Origin of the sequence: Caballeronia sp. LZ062, from assembly GCF_031450785.1 — a bacterium.
Taxonomy (GTDB): Bacteria; Pseudomonadota; Gammaproteobacteria; order Burkholderiales; family Burkholderiaceae; genus Caballeronia.
This window is the reverse complement of sequence record NZ_JARTWB010000002.1, coordinates 2,382,095-2,398,449: the sequence shown is the minus strand read 5'-3', so window position 1 is coordinate 2,398,449 and position 16,355 is coordinate 2,382,095. Positions and strand designations below refer to the sequence as shown.

Here is a 16,355-nt window from a genome sequence, read left to right as displayed (position 1 = left end):
AGGGAGACGAGCTCCCCGGGCGCTGACTGCGGTGCTTCTTGTTGCGGCTATTTCTACAGCGGCGCGCATTGGACAGCGAATGCGCGCCTTACAGCGTCGGCGAAATGCTTAGCCGAGGAGCTTCAGAACCTGCTGCGGCATCGAGTTGGCTTGAGCCAGCACCGAGATACCAGCTTGTTGCAGCACTTGAGCCTTCGACAGGTTCGCGGTTTCCTGCGCGAAGTTCGCGTCGGTGACCTGCGATTGTGCCGACGACAGGTTCGTCGCTTGTTGCGTCTGCGTGGCGGCAATCGACGTGAAGCGGTTTTGCGCGGCGCCCAGGTTTGCCTGAATGGCGTTGACCGAGTTCAGCGCGTTGTCGATCGCTTCGATTGCACCGTTCGCGCCGTTGGTCGTGCTGATGTCGATGGCGGAAACGAGCGGCGGGTTGTTGTTCGAGTTGAGCGACGCAAGTTGCGTGGTCTGCGCGCTGGTTGCAGCCGTCGGCGTCTTGAACGCGATCGAACCCGGGGTCGTGCCCGAAGCAGCCGTCACGGAGAGTTCGGAGGCGGTTGCCACGCCGGACGTGATCGCCTGGTTGTTCTGGTCCGTGTACGTGAAGCCGCCCTTGCCGTCCGCGAGAACGTTGATCGTCGTGATTGCTGCCGTGCCGGTCGTTGCTGCGCCCGATGCGTCGAGGCTCAGGCCCGTGATCGAACCGATGGCCGTGCCCGACTGCGCGAAACCGCCGCCGATCTTGGCCGACGACACGTTCTGGCTCAGGTCGACCGAGATCGTCTGGCCGACGTTCGCGCCAACCTGGAAGCTCACCACGCCTGCCGAACCGTCCAGCACGTTCGTGCCGTTGTAAGTCGTCTGCGATGCAATGCGGTTCACTTCAGCGATACGCTGGGCGACTTCCTTTTGCAGCGCGGTCTGGTCGCTCGGCGACAGCGAGCCGGTTGCCGACTGAACAGCCAGCTGGCGAATACGCTGGAGGTTGTCGGTGATCTGGCTAAGACCGCTCGATGCCGTTTGCGTCATCGACACGCCGTCGTTCGCATTCGACACGCCTTGGTTCAGGCCGTTGATCTGCGAGGTCATGCGCGAAGCGATTGCCTGGCCGGCTGCGTCGTCTGCTGCGCTGTTGATGCGCTTGCCCGACGAAAGACGCGTGATGGCCGACGACAGTGCGCTTTGCGTGCCGTTCAGGTTTTGCTGGGCAACCAGCGAGTTGATGTTGCTGTTGATACCGATCATTTTCAATCTCCAAGGGTCTGGCGCTGTATCTCAAACAACGCCGTTTTTGGTCGGGGCGGCTAGTTGCTTGGCCGCTTGTTTAGGTTTTCGGCGGCGTTCGAAGAAAACTTTAGGCTCGACGTTGAGGCAATTCAGAAATTTTTTGGACGATGCTTTGCGCGGTTTGCGCCGCCCTGCTGCGCGGTCGCGCGCCGGGTTGGCGCCCGTGTCGCGTCGCTCAAACGAGATCGAATTCGCCCAACATGGCCTCAACTTCGTCAGCCGGGTTGAACATCAAAAGGTCGAGAATGGAAAGCCAGGGCACGAACGGCTCGCCGAACTGCCGGTATTCGAGCGCGCGCGGCTGTAAAAAACGCAGCTCGATTCCGCGTTCGGCGAAATCCGGCGCCGAATAAAGCGCGGTGCCGCCGATTGCGTTGATGTACGTCGTCGCGCCGAGTGCGCCGCATATCGCCAGCACCTTGTCCTGCGCGCGAAGCGAATGGTCGATCGGCAATGTCGACGAAACGACGATCCGCGTGTCGAGCGAAAGCCTTTTGTTCGTCGCGCGAATCGAGTGATGCAGGAAATGGAAAAGATTGCGCTCTTCCTGCTCGACGCATTCGCGCAACAATTCGAACCCTTGCGCGAAATGCGGCGCGCGCCGATATGCGCCCTGTATCTGATTGAGCAGCTTTTGCCGGTCGAAAGAAGGGGCGATCGAGCGCGCGACGACATCGAGCGAATCGGAATCGGCGACGAGCGGAATGCTGAAATACGCATCGCCGCCGTTTTGCAGGAAGCGATTCCGGTTGAACCAGCCTTTCTTCGTGTATTTGATGTTGTCGTAGACGACGAACACGTCGACTGCCCCGATCAGCTGAAAGTAGCCGATATAGGGCAGAAAGTAAGGCTGCATGATCGCGACTTTCATTTGCCGCAGATGAGGTAAATGCTCGCGCACATTTGCGGATAGATCATGCCGAGGTCGTAAATGCCGTCGAGATATTTACTGTCGATGATGCCCGCTTCGAGCGCGCGATCGAACTGGAAATTCGCGAGCGCCTTGAACATGAGGCCGCCGCGCTGTTCGACCTTGAAACCGGCGGCGCGCACGTCGGCTTCGAGCGTATCGAACGAATACGTCCGGCGATGCCCGTGCGCCCATTCGCCGGGCGTGACCGCGTTGTTCGATGCGATGAGTCCCATGCGCACGGCAATCTGCCGCGAGGGCGCGTCGGCGTTTGGGACGAGGACGTAGAAGCGTCCGTCGGGCGCGAGCCAGTCGTGAATGTTGCGCAGCACGGGTCCCGTTTCTTCCAGATGTTCCAGCGTGTTGATCAGGAAGATCGAGCGATACTTGCGGTCCAGCTCGGCCACTTCGAACGTCGCGTTGACGAAGCGCACGTGATCCGGTGAATTGCGCTGCGCGATGGCGATGGCATCGGAGGACGCTTCGATGACCGTGAGGTCCGGGAAGTGTTGCGCGAGCAGGGTCGTCGAGCGGCCTTCATGGCAACCGAGTTCCAGCGCGGGACCGGGTTCGAAATGCGGCGCGAACCGCTTCATCATGTAGTCGCGCACGATCTCGTCGAAGTTGTAGTCGTATCGCTTGTCGGGCCGCGACTGGGCCTCGGCATTGTAGTCACGCATCGCTTGCCTTGTATGTCTGGTTGGGTCTTGGCCGGGTTAGCCTTGGTCGGGCAGATAGAGTCTTTCAGTACGGGGTCGATACCATTCCGACAAGCTCACCGGTACCCGGGAATTGAAGCCGAGCACCTGACGCGTCAGCGGCGCGAGCTGCGCACCGCGCTCTTCGCCGACGAGTCGCGCGTAGTCCATCTGCGGTTTTACGAACGCGGGTCCGTAGCTGAGCGTCAGTGCGACGCGATTACGCGCCGTCGTGTTGAGCGTGCCGCGATGCCACAAGTAGGAGTTGAAGAGCACGACGGAGCCGGCGCGGCCTGTCACGTATTCCGCGCGGGCGGAAAAGGTCGCCTCGTCGGGTTGTTCGTTCTGCATGTGCGAGCCGCTCAGCACTTGAGTGGCGCCGTTCTCGATCGTGAAATCGTCGAGCATCACGAGCATGTTCATGCGCAGATTGAAGTTCGGAATGAACGTCGCGACATCGCGATGCACGCGATGCACATAGTTCTGCGCGCGCGGAAAGCCGCCTACGGGGTTACACGCGTGCAGGATGTACGGCTTGTTCAAGAAGAAATGCGTGAGCCACGGATGAAAGAGATGCATTGCGACGAATTCGTCGATGCTGTCGTTGGCGCCGATGCTGTGATGCGCGGTACCGTCGCCGTTCGCATTGATGCCGCTCGCGATCTGATACTGCGTGCAGATATCGACCCATTTCAGGCAATCGCGACGCAGACGATCGACGAAACCGGCGTCGAGCGCATCGGGAAAGACAACCCAGCCGTGCTCGGCGAGCCTGTGGTCGAACGAGGTCATGTCCATTGCGTGTTGCTCCTTACTGCTGTGCGTCCTGATCGTCGGCAAGCGTCGCCATCATCAGCAAGTCGACGTAGCGTCCGCCTTTGAATACCGCTTCGCGCTGCACGCCTTCGTGGCGAAAGCCGACGCGTTCGTACAGGCGAATGGCACGCGTGTTGTCCGCCAGCACCGACAAAGAGACACGGCGCAAATTCAGATCCGCGAACGCGTGCCGCAGCATGAGCCGCGTTGCAGCTTCGCCGATACCCCGGCCGCGCGCCGCCGCGTCGCCAATCTGAATGCCGAACTCGCCGGTCCGGTTGATCCAGTGAATCTGAAGGAGATACACCACGCCGACGCATTCACCGCTTTCGCGCAGACAAATTGCGAGGCGCACGTTGTTCGCGCGGCTCGCGAGATACGCGTCGTACCAGCGGCGGTCGACGTCCTCGTTCACGTGCCGGAAGTTGCCGACGAGAGCGTCGACCACCTCGCGATCGGCGCGCCATGCAGTGATGGCGGGCAGATCGGAGGCCTGAATTTCGCGCAGGAAAATGTTCATCTTTACGCTCGGCGTGGCGGCTTCGCGATCAGGCCGACGATACGATCCACGTCGTGATCTTCCAGCGCGGGATAAATCGGCAGACACAGCACGCGACGCGCCGCATCGCCCGCAACGGGCAGATTCGCGCGTTGCGCCGACGGCAGGCCGCGATACATCGGAAACTCGGAGATGAGCGGGTAAAAGTAGCGGCGCGCGTAAATGTCGTGATCGCGCAGATGCTCGAACAGCGCGTCGCGCTCGAGCGGATACTCGTCCGTGACGAGTATCGGAAAATACGAGTGATTGGCGACGTATTCGTCCGCGCTTCGCGGTTCCGGAAGACAGCGCACGCCCTTCACATCGGCGAGCATGGCGCGGTATCTGGCGTCGATCCGCCGGCGGCGTTCGAGCGCCTCGTCGATATGCTTGAGCTGGAGCAGGCCGAATGCCGCGTTGATCTCGCTCATCTTGCCGTTGATACCCGGCGCGACAACCGTCGTTTCGTCCACGAAGCCGAAGTTTTTCAGATGGTCGATACGCTGCTTCGTCTTCGCGTCCGGGCAGACGATCGCACCGCCCTCGAACGTGTTGAACACCTTCGTCGCGTGGAAGCTCAACACGGAAAGATCGCCGTGTTTGAGCACGCTCCCGCCGAGCGTCTTCACGCCGAATGCATGCGCTGCGTCGTAGATCACCTTCAGGTTGTAGTTGTCGGCGATTTTCTGAATCGCTTCGACATCGCACGGACGGCCATAGCAGTGCACCGGCATGATCGCCGTGGTTTGGGGCGTGATGGCCGCTTCGATCTTCGCGGGATCGAGATTGAGCGTGTTCGGATCAATATCGACGAACACCGGTTTGATGCCGTTCCACAACAGCGAATGCGCGGTGGCAACGAAGGAATACGGCGTCGTGATGACTTCGCCCGTCACGCGGTGCGCCTGCAGCGCCGTCACGAGCGCGAGCGTGCCGTTGGCGAACAGCGCGAGATGCTCGACGCCGAGGTACTCGCACAGCGCCTTTTCCAGTTGCTGATGGAACGGGCCGCCGTTGGTCAGTACCTTGCTGTCCCAGATCTTTTCCAGATACGGCAGGAATTCGGCAAGCGGCGCGAGATGCGGCTGCGTGACGTAAATGCGTTCGTCTACGATCGGCTCTACGATACGGACGGGAAGGCTGCTCATGACTTTTCCTGAGAGTTGCGCGCGGTTTCGCCGGGCTGTTGCGCCTCCAGCGCGGCGGGCGCGAGCCCCGCGCACCAGCGGCGCCACATTTCGCGCAGCGAAGCGGACAGGCCCGCTGCGATGACGGCCGGTTGAAGCATCGGCGATTCGGCACAGCGCTCGCGCATGCTGGCGCGCAACTGCGCGAGCCCTGTGAGATCGTTTGCCCACGCCAGGCCCTTCGCGACGAAGTCGGCGTTGTCTTTCGCGACGAAGTCGCCCAGCCCCGCCAGCGACAGTGCGGCGGTGCTTCCGCGGCTTGCCATCAGACGGCCCGGCAACGTGATCGTCGGGACACCCATCCACATGGCGTGAAGCGTCGTGGTGCCGCCCGAATACGGGAACGTGTCGAGGCAAAGATCCACGTGATGATGCTGCTGCAAGTACACGGGCATGTTCGAGCGCGTGCGGAAATCGAGCCGTTCGCGCGCGATTCCTTCTCTGGCGAACCATTCGGTGAGCGTCTCGTGGCCCGAATCCGGCGGCATCGCGCCGAGCAACATGCGTGAGTCGGGCAGCGCGCGAAGCAGTTCGGCCCACAGCGCGATGGCGCGAGGCTGGATCTTGTTGATGCGGTTGAAACTGCCGAATGTGAGATAGCCGTTGTGCAGCGCGGGCAGTCCGTTGACGGGCGGCGCGTACCGTGCCGGTTGGAACGGAGCGTTGGCCGGCAGATACGCAATCTTCTCGACGAACTGACCTTGTGCGTGGTGCTCGGGAACGTGGAACGAGTCGGCGAGGTAATAGTCCATCGCCGTCAGACCGGTCGTGCCGGGATATCCCATCCAGCTCGCCTGAATCGGCGCCGGTTTGCGCGCGAACATGAGCAGCCGATTGCGCGAGGTGTGCCCGGAAAGGTCGATCAGCACGTCGATGCCGTCGGCGCGAATCTTGTCGGCGAGTTGCACGTCCGTCAGTCCGTTGACCGGATTCCAGCGCGCCGCGTTCTGGCGCAGGCGCGCGGTCACGTCATCGTTGATCGAGTGGCTGTAGTAGACGTGAATCTCCAGGCCGGCGTCATGCGCAAGGTGCTCGAAGATAGGCTCGATAAACGTGGAGATTGCGTGGTGAAAGAGGTCGCCGGACACGAAACCGACCTTCAGTTTCCGCTCCGGATGACGCGAATTGGCATGCGGTTTCCACTGCGCGCGCAACGGTGCCTCGCATTGCTCGCCGAATGCGACGTGTTGCGCGAAGAGCGCATTTGCGTCGACGTCTTCGTCGTGACTCATGCAGAAGAGGATGTTTTCGTGCGCGATGCCGTAGTCCGGCTTGATCTCGAGCGCGCGGCGCAGTTCGATCTGCGCTTCCTTCAGGCGCCCCTGGTCGAGCAGCATGACGCCGAGCGTGCTGTACGCCACCACCGAGCGCGTGAGTTCCACCGTCTTGCGGCAGCACGCTTCGGCTTCCTCGTGGCGGCCCATCGACTGCAACGTCATGCCGAGAATGCGATACGCTTCCGCGTGCTCCGGTGCCTGCGCAAGGACTTCGCGGCACGCGGCTTCGGCATCGGCAAAACGGTTATGCAGGCGCAAGCAGTCGGCGAGCACCTTGCGCGATTCCACGTCCGTCGGCTCGAGCTCCACGGTCCGCGCGAACGGCTCGATTGCCTCGAATGTGCGTCCGAGGGAGTGCAGGGAACTGCCCATCGCTCGCCATCCGAGCGCAAAATTCGGAAATCGCTCGGTCATCTGACGCGCGATTTCAAGCGCTTCGGCAGTGCGGCCCTGGTGATAGAGCGTCGTCACGCGGTTGATCTGCTGCTGCGGCGGCACGGCCATGCGCATGGCGGACGCCTCTTTCTTCTCGGGCGCGCTGACGGCTGTCTCGACCGGCGCAGGCGCGGCGAGCGCAGCGGGCGCGGGCGTGGGCGCGTTCCCGGACAACACGAGTTGCTGAATCAGCCGATCGACCGCCGGTCCTTTCATCCCGCGCTGCTGCGCCATTTCGAGCGCGACCCACGCCGCCGATGTCTGTCCGCTCACGGTCAGCGCATTGATATAGCTGGCCCAGTAATGGCCTTGATCGGGATTCGCGCCGACGGCCGCTTCGAAGTGCGGGATCGCGCGCTCGAAATCGTGCTGCTGCAACGCGAGCGCGCCGAGATTGTGATGAGCATCGGCATGAGCGGGGCTGGCATCGAGCACGATGCGATAAAGTGCCTGCGCCTCTTCCACTTCGTTCTTCTGATGATGCTCGATCGCGGCGCACAGCACGTGCGCCAGCGCCTGCTCGAATTCTGGATCGTGGGTGGAGGCCGGTGCGTCCGGGAGCTCGGTCGAAGCAGTCATGGTGTGCGGATTGCGCCTGATAGTGGTTCGAGAAGAATTATCAGACGCCGCCGCGCGATCGAAATCGGGGAACTGCGCGGAAAAACCGGTTCTGTTCAGGGGATTTGTCGTGACGCATTCGGCAGCCGCCGCCGACACCGCGTATGCTTGCCTATCCGTTTCCTCTTGCACACGGAGTCCCCATGCAAACTCGCAGCATCGGCACATCGGATCTCAAAGTCGCGCCGCTCGTTTTCGGCGGCAACGTGTTCGGCTGGACCGCGGACGAGCGCACCTCGTTCTCCATCCTCGACGCGTTCGTCGACCACGGCCTCAATTTCATCGACACGGCGGATGTCTACTCCGCGTGGGTCGAGGGGCACCAGGGCGGCGAGTCGGAAACGATCATCGGCAAGTGGTTCAAGGAGAGCGGCAAGCGCCAGAAAATCGTGCTCGCGACAAAAGTCGGCATGCTGGGCACGCGCAAAGGGCTGTCGGCAGCGAACATCGCCGCAGCCGTCGACGATTCCCTGCGGCGTCTGAAGACCGATTACATCGACGTCTACTTCTCTCACCTCGACGACGACCAGACGCCGCTCGACGAAACGCTCAGCGCGTATCAGAAGCTCATTCAGGCAGGCAAGGTGCGCGTGATCGGGGCGTCGAACTACACGGGCGCGCGGCTGGAAGAGGCGCTGAAGGTGGCAAAGGAATCGGCGCTTCCGGCGTATCAGATCCTTCAGCCGGAGTACAACCTTTACGACCGCGAAGGCTATGAATCCGATCTCGAACCCGTCGCCGAGGCGCACAAGATCGCGGTCGTCACGTATTTCAGCCTGGCGAGCGGCTTTCTGTCGGGCAAGTACCGCTCGAAGGAAGACATGCAGGGCAAGGCGCGCGGCTCGCGTGTCGAGAAGTATCTGAACGAGCGCGGCCTGAAAATTCTCGATGCGCTCGACGAAGCCGCGAAGCGCCATGACACGACACCCGCGACGGTCGCGCTCGCGTGGATCATCGCGCGGCCCAGCGTGACGGCGCCGATTGCGAGCGCAACGTCGGTGCAGCAGCTGGAAAGTCTCGCGGCCGCCACGCGCCTTCAGCTGGACCCGGAAGAAGTCAACATGCTCGACGAAGCGAGCGCTTGGCAGAAATAAATCTGTTGCATCAACGAGTTGGCGTGCTTCGAAGTGTTGGCAGCGGCGCGGTGTTCTGGTAACATCGCGCCCGAATCGAGAAATGTGTCCGATTTCTCGCCTTCTTCCGCTGAAAATGACAACGTCAAAACGTTAATCGCCAGCGGGGAACGGCGCCGAAAGTGTGCGGTCAGGCTGTTCTTTCCACCGCACATGCCGCTCTGCGGTTGAATCTCAACTCTCTCTTTTCCGGCCTCCGTGGCCGCTTTGCTCGTGTCCGCTGCGTCTTTGGGCTATTCGGCCAATTTCGCCCGGCGGACGATCGGAGTGCCGGCGCGCGGCGGGTTTTCCGTTGCGCACTTAGAAATACGTTTAGCAAATCAGGATTTTCATGACCACTATTGTTCTCAAAGAAAACGAGCCGTTCGATGTCGCGATTCGGCGCTTCCGCCGCACCATCGAAAAGAACGGCCTGATCGCAGAACTGCGCGAGCGCCAGTCCTACGAAAAGCCGACCACCGAGCGCAAGCGCAAGAAGGCCGCGGCCGTTGCCCGCCTGCGCAAGCGCCTGCGTAGCCAGATGCTGCCGAAGAAGATGCACTAAGCGTCTTCGTGCCGGGCCGGTTGTTTTCCGGTGCGGCAAGGCAAAACGGCGGTGCAGCCCGTATGGGCGCACCGCCGTTTTTTTTTGGTCCGTCCTTGCAACGAACCAGTTCGCTCAGGCGAACGCGTGCCGTCTGGCGAGCGCGTCCAGAAGATGCGGCCACTCGTCGACGCTGGCGTCGTCGTGAATCTGCTCCAGTTCGATCAAGAGATCGATGATCGACGGATCGTAAGCATTCACGTTCGACGCATACAGTGCGCGCAGCAGCTTGCCGTCCTGCGCATGTCGATAGTACGAAATGCCGACGCCTTCGAGCTCCCATTCGTAGAGATCGTCGCGCACCAGCGATCCGATTGCGCACTTGCGGCCGTGCGCGCCTCTCAGGCGGCACGACCCGTTGTCATCTTCCGAAACGGCGCGCTGCGCCAGCAAATGCGCGCTCACGCGATGGAAGATCTCGCTCGGGCTCAACATCGTGACAGGGCTCAACATACGGCACCCGCACCGTTACGCAGCCGTTTTCAGCAGTTCGGCCGACAGCCCGAATTGCCGCGCAATCGACGTCAGACGCTCGCGCCATTCCCATTTGCCGAAGACGTCGTGCACGTTTTGCAGACAGGAAAGCAGTTCGACCGTGGTCGGATCGAAGACATTGATGCGCGCGCGCAGCAGAGCGCGCTTGAGCGCCGCGACGCCGACATCCATGTACGCCGGCACCGCTTCGGGCGATTTCCCGATATAGCGGATCGGCACGCCCTCCATTGCCGTCACGTAGTCGCGCGGCTTGATGAGACTGCCGATGGGGCAGCCGCCGCAGAATCCGCGATAAGCGCCGCCGCCGTGAGGCAGCAAAGCGGCTTGTCCCTGCGTGAAGAGATGCTGCACCGCGTTGTCAAAAATCTCCTGATGCGTCAGGAAGTTCAAGCTTTTCATCATATTTCTCCCCTGCGCCCCTGCGCAGCGGCCATGCGTTGGATTTCGAGCAACCTGCACCTGCGGCATCGGACGGCGCGCACGCCGACCGTATACAGCTTCGAGCACGATGGTTTTCCCGGCTTGGGACACGCGCTTCTCCCGTGTCCGTGTACTCGCGGCGGATCTCTCCACTCAGTGAACGATCCGCACGCCACTAGTTATAACGGCACGGCTCGGTAAAAAGGTGCGGTAACGCACGCGAGAACGCCATTTTTACACGACACGCACGTTCGTGCAGCGCCGCAGAAGCGTTGTCGGCGCCTTATGCGGCGCGGCTGGCGGCATGCTTCACTGCAAAAAACCGCATGCGATCAGGACTTTCCCTGATCAACGCCGTTTGGCGGAGAAATGTTGCCAAAAAGCAAAAGCGCGCCGTATCGGACTAAGCTGAACGGCTGCTTTTCTCGGCGGTTTTCCGTTTTGGCTTAGTCTTGCCGCGCGCCACACAGCCGGCAACGTGGTCGTTCACCATGCCCGTTGCCTGCATGAAGGCGTAGCAGATTGTCGTGCCGACGAACTTGCAGCCGTATTGCTTGAGCGCGCGGCTCAACGCGTCAGATTGGGGCGTCGAGGCGGGCGTCGGATTGTTCGCGTCGCGCGGCGTGTCGATAGGGGAGCCGTTCACGAACGACCACACGAACTCCGCGAACGAGCCGTGCTCGGCCTGAATGCGCTGCACCGCGCGCGCATTGACGACAGCGGACGTGATCTTCGCCCGATTGCGGACCACGCGCGCATCGCCGACGATCCGCTCGATGTCGCCGTCCGTGAAGCGCGCCACGCGGTCGATGTCGAAGCCTGCGAACAGCGCGCGATAACCTTCGCGCTTGTTCAGGATGGTGGACCATGAGAGACCAGCCTGCGCGCCTTCGAGCACCAGCATCTCGAAGAGATGGCGGTCGTCGCGCGATGGAACGCCCCATTCGGTGTCGTGGTAATGCGCCATTGCGCCGGTGCTGGCCCAGGCGCAGCGGGTCGGTTCGGTGTCTGCCATTGCGAATCCCTGTTTCGATCGCGCCAGCATAGCCGAACGCGAATGCCGCGCCGCCTCTGCCATTCGGCTAATTGGCGCGCGGAGCCGTCGCCGCTATGCTTGCGGCCATGAACACTTTCACTAGCACTCTCACGCAGCCCGACTTCAACGGCTATCTGCTCGGCATCGACGGCGGCGGAAGCGGCACGCGCGTGATTCTCGCGGACGCGCACGGCGTCGAGTTGGCCCGCGCGAGCGGCGGTCCTTCGGGGCTGGCGCTGGGCGTCGAGCAAGCATGGCGTTCCATTGGCGATGCCTGCCAGCGCGCGTTCGATGCCGCCGGCCTCGCGTTCGACTGGCGCGCCTGTTCGCTCGGCTGCGGCCTCGCGGGCGTCAACAACGCGGACTGGCTCGCGGCATTTCTGGGCATGGCGCCGCCGGTTCATGCGTTGAGCGTGGAAAGCGACGCATACACGACGGTCCTGGGCGCGCACGGCGGCGGACCGGGCGTGATCGTCGCGCTCGGCACGGGCAGCATCGCGGCGTCGCTGGACGGCGAGGGCGTCTGCCGTATCGCGGGCGGCTACGGCTTTCCGAGCGGCGACGAAGCGAGTGGCGCGTGGCTCGGCCTGCGCGCGGTGGTTCACCTTCAGCGCGTGCTGGACGGCCGCCTGCCCGCCGATGACTGGTCGCGCGCGCTCTTGCGGCTCACGGGCGCGACGGATCGCGACAGTCTCGTGGTGTGGCTGTGCGCGTCGAATCAGACCGCGTACGCCACGCTCGCGCCGAGCGTGTTCGAATACCGCGATCATCCGGCGGCGGCGCAGTTGCTGGAGCAGGCGGGGCGCGAGATCGAACTCCTCGTGGCGGCGCTGGACCCGGCGGGCGAACTGCCGGTGGCCCTGTGCGGCGGACTCGGCGCGCCCTACGAGCCTTTCGTGCCGGTTTCCTTGCACACGCGCCTTTGCCGGCCTCGCGCGGATTCGGCCGCAGGCGCGCTGGAACTGGCGCGGCGCGCGGCGGCGTCGGGTGCCGCGGCGGCGCGGTCTGCAAAAGAGCCGCGATAAAATAGCCAGCTTCGCGGGCGTTTCCATCCGCTCAAATAGGGCAGCCATGTATTCGGTCATCGCAACTGATCTCGACGGTACGCTTCTCAACAGCGATCACCAGTTGGACTCGTTCACCGCAGAGACGCTGCGCACGCTGGCCTCGCGCGGCGTGCCGGTCATCATCGCGACGGGGCGGCATTATCGCGATGTTGCGGGCATCCGCGATCTGCTGGGCATCGACGCTTACCTGATCACGTCCAACGGCGCGCGCGTGCATGCGCCCGGCGACGAGCGCATCTATTCGCGCGATCTCGCGCCAGCGGCCGTGCGACGCCTCGTGCAGCCGGACGTCGCGGGCGCGCATGGCCGCGTGATCGTGAACCTTTTCGCCGACGACGCGTGGCTCATCGACCGTCACGCGCCCGAACTGCTCGTGTTTCATCAGGACTCCGGTTTCAAGTACGAAGTCATGGACTTACGTGAGCACGACGGCGAGAACATTGCGAAAGTGCTGTACATCGGCGAGCCGGCGGACCTGAAGCACGTCGCCGCGAACCTGGAGCGCGAATTCGGCGATGCGTTGTATGTCACTTATTCGCTGGCGGATTGCCTCGAAGTCATGACGTCCGACGTGTCGAAGGGCCGCGCGCTGCGTTACGTGCTGGAGCGGCTGGATATCGATCCGGCTCAATGCGTCGCGTTCGGCGACAACATGAACGACATCGACTTGCTGGAGACGGCCGGCCATCCGTTCATGATGAACAACGCGAATCCGGATCTGATCACGCGTCTGCCGAATGTGCCGCGCATCGGGAACAACTTCGAGGCGGGCGTCGCGCATCAGCTGCGCAAGCTGTTCGATCTACGCGACGACATTGCGTCGCCGCGCTAACTATCTCACAGCCTCGCGCGGCGCGATCTGTTATCCGCGGCGGCCCCAGTCGTTCGAGTGACCATGGTCCCAGCCCGCGCGATTCCAGCGCCCGTTGTCGTGACCGTAGTCGCGATGCCAGCGCGGTTCCTCATGGCGCCAGTACGGCGCGCGATACGCCGGCGCGGCGGGCCGCACGTACACGGGCGCGGGAGCAGCATAGGCCGGCGCGCCGAGCGAAACGCCCACGTGAAGGTCGGTATGGGCCTCTGCCGCGCCGACAGCACCGATGACAAGGCCGGTCGCGACGAGCAATTGAGTGACGATGCGCTTCATGGTGTTTCTCCTGGAAGGCGACGTGTGTCGCATGAGTCCAATGTAAGCGCCGGCTGTCTTACACGCTTCGACGACTTGTTACCGTGTGCAAGGGGCGCGTAAGCCGTTTTCCACGCCGGTACCATACGCAAAGGCCTTGTCCGGCGAGGCTTTTCGCTCTGGAGCGCACGCTCGCGGGAGAAATAATAAGCATGCTGCGTAATTCGCCATTACAACTGTCGCGCGCTTGCAATCCGCGCGCGTCGAGTGCAAAAGAAAACGGGCGCCGAAGCGCCCGTTTTACATGACCGACCCAGCGACTTACTGCGCGACGGCCGCCATCTTGCGTGCTTCGGAATCCGATGCCAGCAGCGGATACAACATGCCCGCGACGATAGCGCCCGCAATCGGCGCGATCCAGAACAGCCACAGCTGATCCAGCGCCCAGCCGCCGACGAAGAACGCCGGACCGGTGGAGCGCGCCGGGTTCACGGACGTGTTCGTGACGGGAATCGAAATCAGATGGATGAGCGTCAGGCACAGGCCGATGGCGATCGGCGCGAAGCCCTTCGGCGCGCGGTCGTCGGTTGCGCCGAGAATCACGAAGAGGAAGAAGAACGTCATCAGGAATTCGCAGACGAGCGCCGCGAACATCGTGTAGTGCCCCGGCGAATGATCGCCGAAGCCGTTCGCCGCGAAACCGCTCGCGATCAGATCGAAGCCAGGCATGCCAGTGGCGATCAGCTTGAGCGCGAATGCGCCGAGCGTTGCGCCCACCACCTGAGCCACGATGTACGGCCCGAGGTCGCGCACGGGAAAGCGCCCCGCGACTGCCAGCCCGATGCTCACCGCCGGGTTCAGATGGCAGCCGGACACGTGGCCGATCGCGTAAGCCATGGTGAGCACGGTGAGGCCGAACGCGAGCGATACGCCCACGAAGCCGATGCCCGTGTGAGGGAAGCCTGCGGCCAGCACGGCGCTTCCGCATCCGCCCAGCACGAGCCAGAAAGTACCGAAAATTTCAGCGCCGAGACGCTTCGACAAATGCATGATTCTGCCTTCGTGAAATGTGAGAGACCTTTGATTTGACGCAAGAAAGCCGATTGCCCTTGCCGAGCGCAGTTTAAGGGCGGCTGTTTTTCCAAACTGTCAAAATTAGTCGATTCACGGGCATTGCATGCCGAAAGCAGCGATCTTCGGATTTCTCCTTGTTCAAAAGCACACGGCGCAAAGAACAAGGCGAAAAAAATGCCGCCCCTCGGGCGGCATTCGAAGCGACAAGGCGCGCAGAGTCAGCCAACGGCGACCTGACGCAGCACCGGGCGCTTAGCGGCCTGAAGCATGGCCGTGTACGTATCCACGTAGTTCTGCGCCATCGTCTTTGCGCTGAAGCGGCGCTCGAACTGCGCACGAATCTCGGTGCGCGACAGCTCGTCGATGCGATGCAGCGCGCCGACCGCGCCCGGCACGTCTTCGCAGATGAAGCCGGTCACGCCGTGATCGATGACTTCGGGCACCGAACCGCGGTTGAACGCGATCACCGGCGTGCCGCACGCCATTGCTTCGATCATCACGAGGCCGAACGGCTCGTTCCAGTCGATCGGGAAGAGCAGCGCCTTCGCGCCCGATAGGAACTCAGGCTTCTGCGCCTCGTTGATCTCACCGATGAACTCCACGTGCGCCTGCGACAGCAGCGGCTCGATAGTCGACTTGAAATAATCCTGGTCGACCTTGTCCACCTTCGCCGCGATCTTCAGCGGCAGACCGCTTTGCGCCGCGATCTTGATGGCGAGATCCGCGCGCTTTTCCGGGCAAATGCGGCCAAGAAACGCGAGATATTCGGGCTTTTTGTGCGGCTGCGGCGTCAGCAAATCGTCCGGCAGCCCGTGATAAACCGTGTTGAGCCAATTGGCCTGGGGCAGCGGCCCGCGCTGATTGTCCGAGATCGAAACGACGTTCGCCTTCGTGAACGTGTTGAAGATCGGCTGCAATTCCGGCAAGTCCAGACGGCCGTGCAGCGTCGTCACGAACGGCGTGTCCAGTTGCGTGAACAGCGGGAACGGCATGTAGTCGAGGTGAAAGTGCAGCACGTCGAACTCGTGCGCGCGGCGGCGGACCGTTTCGAGCAGCAGCATGTGCGGCGCGAGCGGATCGCGGATCGTGGGATCGAGTCGCAGGGCGCGCGGCCAGGCCGCATCGAGCGTCGCGCGGGTTTGCGAATCGCCGCTTGCGAACAAGGTTACATCGTGGCCGAGGTCGACGAGCGCGTCCGTGAGGTAGGACACCACGCGCTCAGTGCCGCCGTAAAACTTCGGGGGAACTGCTTCGTGCAACGGTGCAATTTGTGCGATTCGCATAACGTGACTCTCCTGAGTGGCCCGTCGCGGCGCGGTCGGCGCCGGTTGCGGGTCATGCAAGCTGTTGTGTGGGCAGCGCAGGCTCGGGTCGAGCATGGCGCGCTGCCAGTCGGGCGGGCTGCGGTGTGTCGCTGACGCCGCCCAAAGATCGATCCGGCTCTCGACCGGGTTATCCCTTACGTTCATTATCGGGATCGAGAGCGGCATTTCACGTCATTTTTCAATCGCTTAACCTTGTTACAGCGCGAAACACCGGCTGTTACGAAGTCAGAAATTGCAGCCAAGCGGTCGAAGGGGACCATTCCGGCAGGTAATGCGAGCGGCGAGGCACCCCATAGCAGGCCGCGTGCCCGGCGCTGGCTAAAGTCCGGGATGCCG

Annotated in this window: 17 protein-coding genes; 4 read left to right on the top strand and 13 right to left on the bottom strand. The window is 62.6% G+C overall.

Annotated elements, in window-relative coordinates:
* Positions 1 to 108: 108 nt before the first annotated feature.
* The 7 genes from P9239_RS17260 to P9239_RS17230 all read right to left on the bottom strand — a co-directional run bounded on the left by P9239_RS17260 (position 109) and on the right by P9239_RS17230 (position 7,721).
* Complete coding sequence (locus tag P9239_RS17260; protein ID WP_309753017.1) at positions 109 to 1,239, bottom strand: flagellin; 1,131 nt, start codon at positions 1,237 to 1,239, stop codon at positions 109 to 111.
* Positions 1,240 to 1,456: 217 nt separating this feature from the next.
* A complete protein-coding gene (locus P9239_RS17255; RefSeq protein ID WP_309753016.1) occupies positions 1,457 to 2,152 on the bottom strand; it encodes a WbqC family protein in 696 nt (231 codons plus the stop codon).
* A complete protein-coding gene (locus tag P9239_RS17250) occupies positions 2,149 to 2,871 on the bottom strand; it encodes a class I SAM-dependent methyltransferase (protein ID WP_309753014.1) in 723 nt (240 codons plus the stop codon). The genes P9239_RS17255 and P9239_RS17250 overlap by 4 nt, the downstream gene beginning before the upstream one ends.
* A 36-nt stretch (positions 2,872 to 2,907) precedes the next feature.
* Positions 2,908 to 3,687 carry a phytanoyl-CoA dioxygenase family protein gene (locus P9239_RS17245; protein WP_309753013.1) on the bottom strand — a complete coding sequence of 260 codons (780 nt, stop codon included), beginning with the start codon at positions 3,685 to 3,687 and terminating at the stop codon, positions 2,908 to 2,910.
* A gap of 13 nt (positions 3,688 to 3,700) precedes the next feature.
* Complete coding sequence (locus tag P9239_RS17240) at positions 3,701 to 4,225, bottom strand: GNAT family protein (protein ID WP_309753010.1); 525 nt, start codon at positions 4,223 to 4,225, stop codon at positions 3,701 to 3,703.
* Positions 4,226 to 4,227: 2 nt separating this feature from the next.
* Positions 4,228 to 5,391, bottom strand: a complete 1,164-nt coding sequence (vioA, locus tag P9239_RS17235; RefSeq protein ID WP_309753008.1) for a dTDP-4-amino-4,6-dideoxy-D-glucose aminotransferase VioA — start codon at positions 5,389 to 5,391, stop codon at positions 4,228 to 4,230.
* Positions 5,388 to 7,721, bottom strand: a complete 2,334-nt coding sequence (locus tag P9239_RS17230) for a tetratricopeptide repeat protein (protein ID WP_309753006.1) — start codon at positions 7,719 to 7,721, stop codon at positions 5,388 to 5,390. Before P9239_RS17230 ends, vioA begins: the two co-directional genes overlap by 4 nt.
* A gap of 182 nt (positions 7,722 to 7,903) precedes the next feature.
* Between P9239_RS17230 and P9239_RS17225 the strand changes: the two genes are divergently transcribed.
* The gene (locus P9239_RS17225; protein ID WP_309753004.1) at positions 7,904 to 8,854 is read left to right on the top strand and encodes an aldo/keto reductase; all 951 of its coding nucleotides are present in this window, start codon (positions 7,904 to 7,906) and stop codon (positions 8,852 to 8,854) included.
* 370 nt (positions 8,855 to 9,224) lie between these two features.
* Complete coding sequence (gene rpsU, locus P9239_RS17220) at positions 9,225 to 9,437, top strand: 30S ribosomal protein S21 (protein ID WP_159837708.1); 213 nt, start codon at positions 9,225 to 9,227, stop codon at positions 9,435 to 9,437.
* A gap of 114 nt (positions 9,438 to 9,551) precedes the next feature.
* On the opposite strand, the gene P9239_RS17215 is transcribed toward rpsU, so the two are convergent.
* The 3 genes from P9239_RS17215 to P9239_RS17205 all read right to left on the bottom strand — a co-directional run bounded on the left by P9239_RS17215 (position 9,552) and on the right by P9239_RS17205 (position 11,406).
* Positions 9,552 to 9,929 carry a hypothetical protein gene (locus P9239_RS17215; protein WP_309753001.1) on the bottom strand — a complete coding sequence of 126 codons (378 nt, stop codon included), beginning with the start codon at positions 9,927 to 9,929 and terminating at the stop codon, positions 9,552 to 9,554.
* 15 nt (positions 9,930 to 9,944) lie between these two features.
* On the bottom strand, positions 9,945 to 10,370 hold the full coding sequence (locus P9239_RS17210; protein ID WP_309753000.1) for a hypothetical protein: 426 nt from the start codon (positions 10,368 to 10,370) through the stop codon (positions 9,945 to 9,947).
* A gap of 424 nt (positions 10,371 to 10,794) precedes the next feature.
* A complete protein-coding gene (locus P9239_RS17205; protein WP_309752997.1) occupies positions 10,795 to 11,406 on the bottom strand; it encodes a DNA-3-methyladenine glycosylase I in 612 nt (203 codons plus the stop codon).
* 107 nt (positions 11,407 to 11,513) lie between these two features.
* Here P9239_RS17205 and P9239_RS17200 point away from each other — a divergent pair, with 107 nt between their 5' ends.
* On the top strand, positions 11,514 to 12,452 hold the full coding sequence (locus P9239_RS17200; protein WP_309752995.1) for a BadF/BadG/BcrA/BcrD ATPase family protein: 939 nt from the start codon (positions 11,514 to 11,516) through the stop codon (positions 12,450 to 12,452).
* Positions 12,453 to 12,498: 46 nt separating this feature from the next.
* Positions 12,499 to 13,326 (top strand): Cof-type HAD-IIB family hydrolase, encoded by an 828-nt coding sequence (locus tag P9239_RS17195; protein ID WP_309752993.1) that lies wholly within the window; start codon positions 12,499 to 12,501, stop codon positions 13,324 to 13,326.
* Positions 13,327 to 13,356: 30 nt separating this feature from the next.
* Here P9239_RS17195 and P9239_RS17190 read toward each other — a convergent pair whose 3' ends face one another.
* The 3 genes from P9239_RS17190 to P9239_RS17180 all read right to left on the bottom strand — a co-directional run bounded on the left by P9239_RS17190 (position 13,357) and on the right by P9239_RS17180 (position 15,977).
* On the bottom strand, positions 13,357 to 13,641 hold the full coding sequence (locus P9239_RS17190) for a hypothetical protein (protein WP_309752991.1): 285 nt from the start codon (positions 13,639 to 13,641) through the stop codon (positions 13,357 to 13,359).
* Between the two features lie 300 nt (positions 13,642 to 13,941).
* Complete coding sequence (gene aqpZ, locus P9239_RS17185; protein WP_309752988.1) at positions 13,942 to 14,670, bottom strand: aquaporin Z; 729 nt, start codon at positions 14,668 to 14,670, stop codon at positions 13,942 to 13,944.
* A 242-nt stretch (positions 14,671 to 14,912) separates the two neighbouring features.
* Entirely contained in the window at positions 14,913 to 15,977 is a 1,065-nt protein-coding gene (locus P9239_RS17180) for a glycosyltransferase family 4 protein (protein WP_175939037.1), read from the bottom strand.
* Positions 15,978 to 16,355 lie beyond the last annotated feature (378 nt).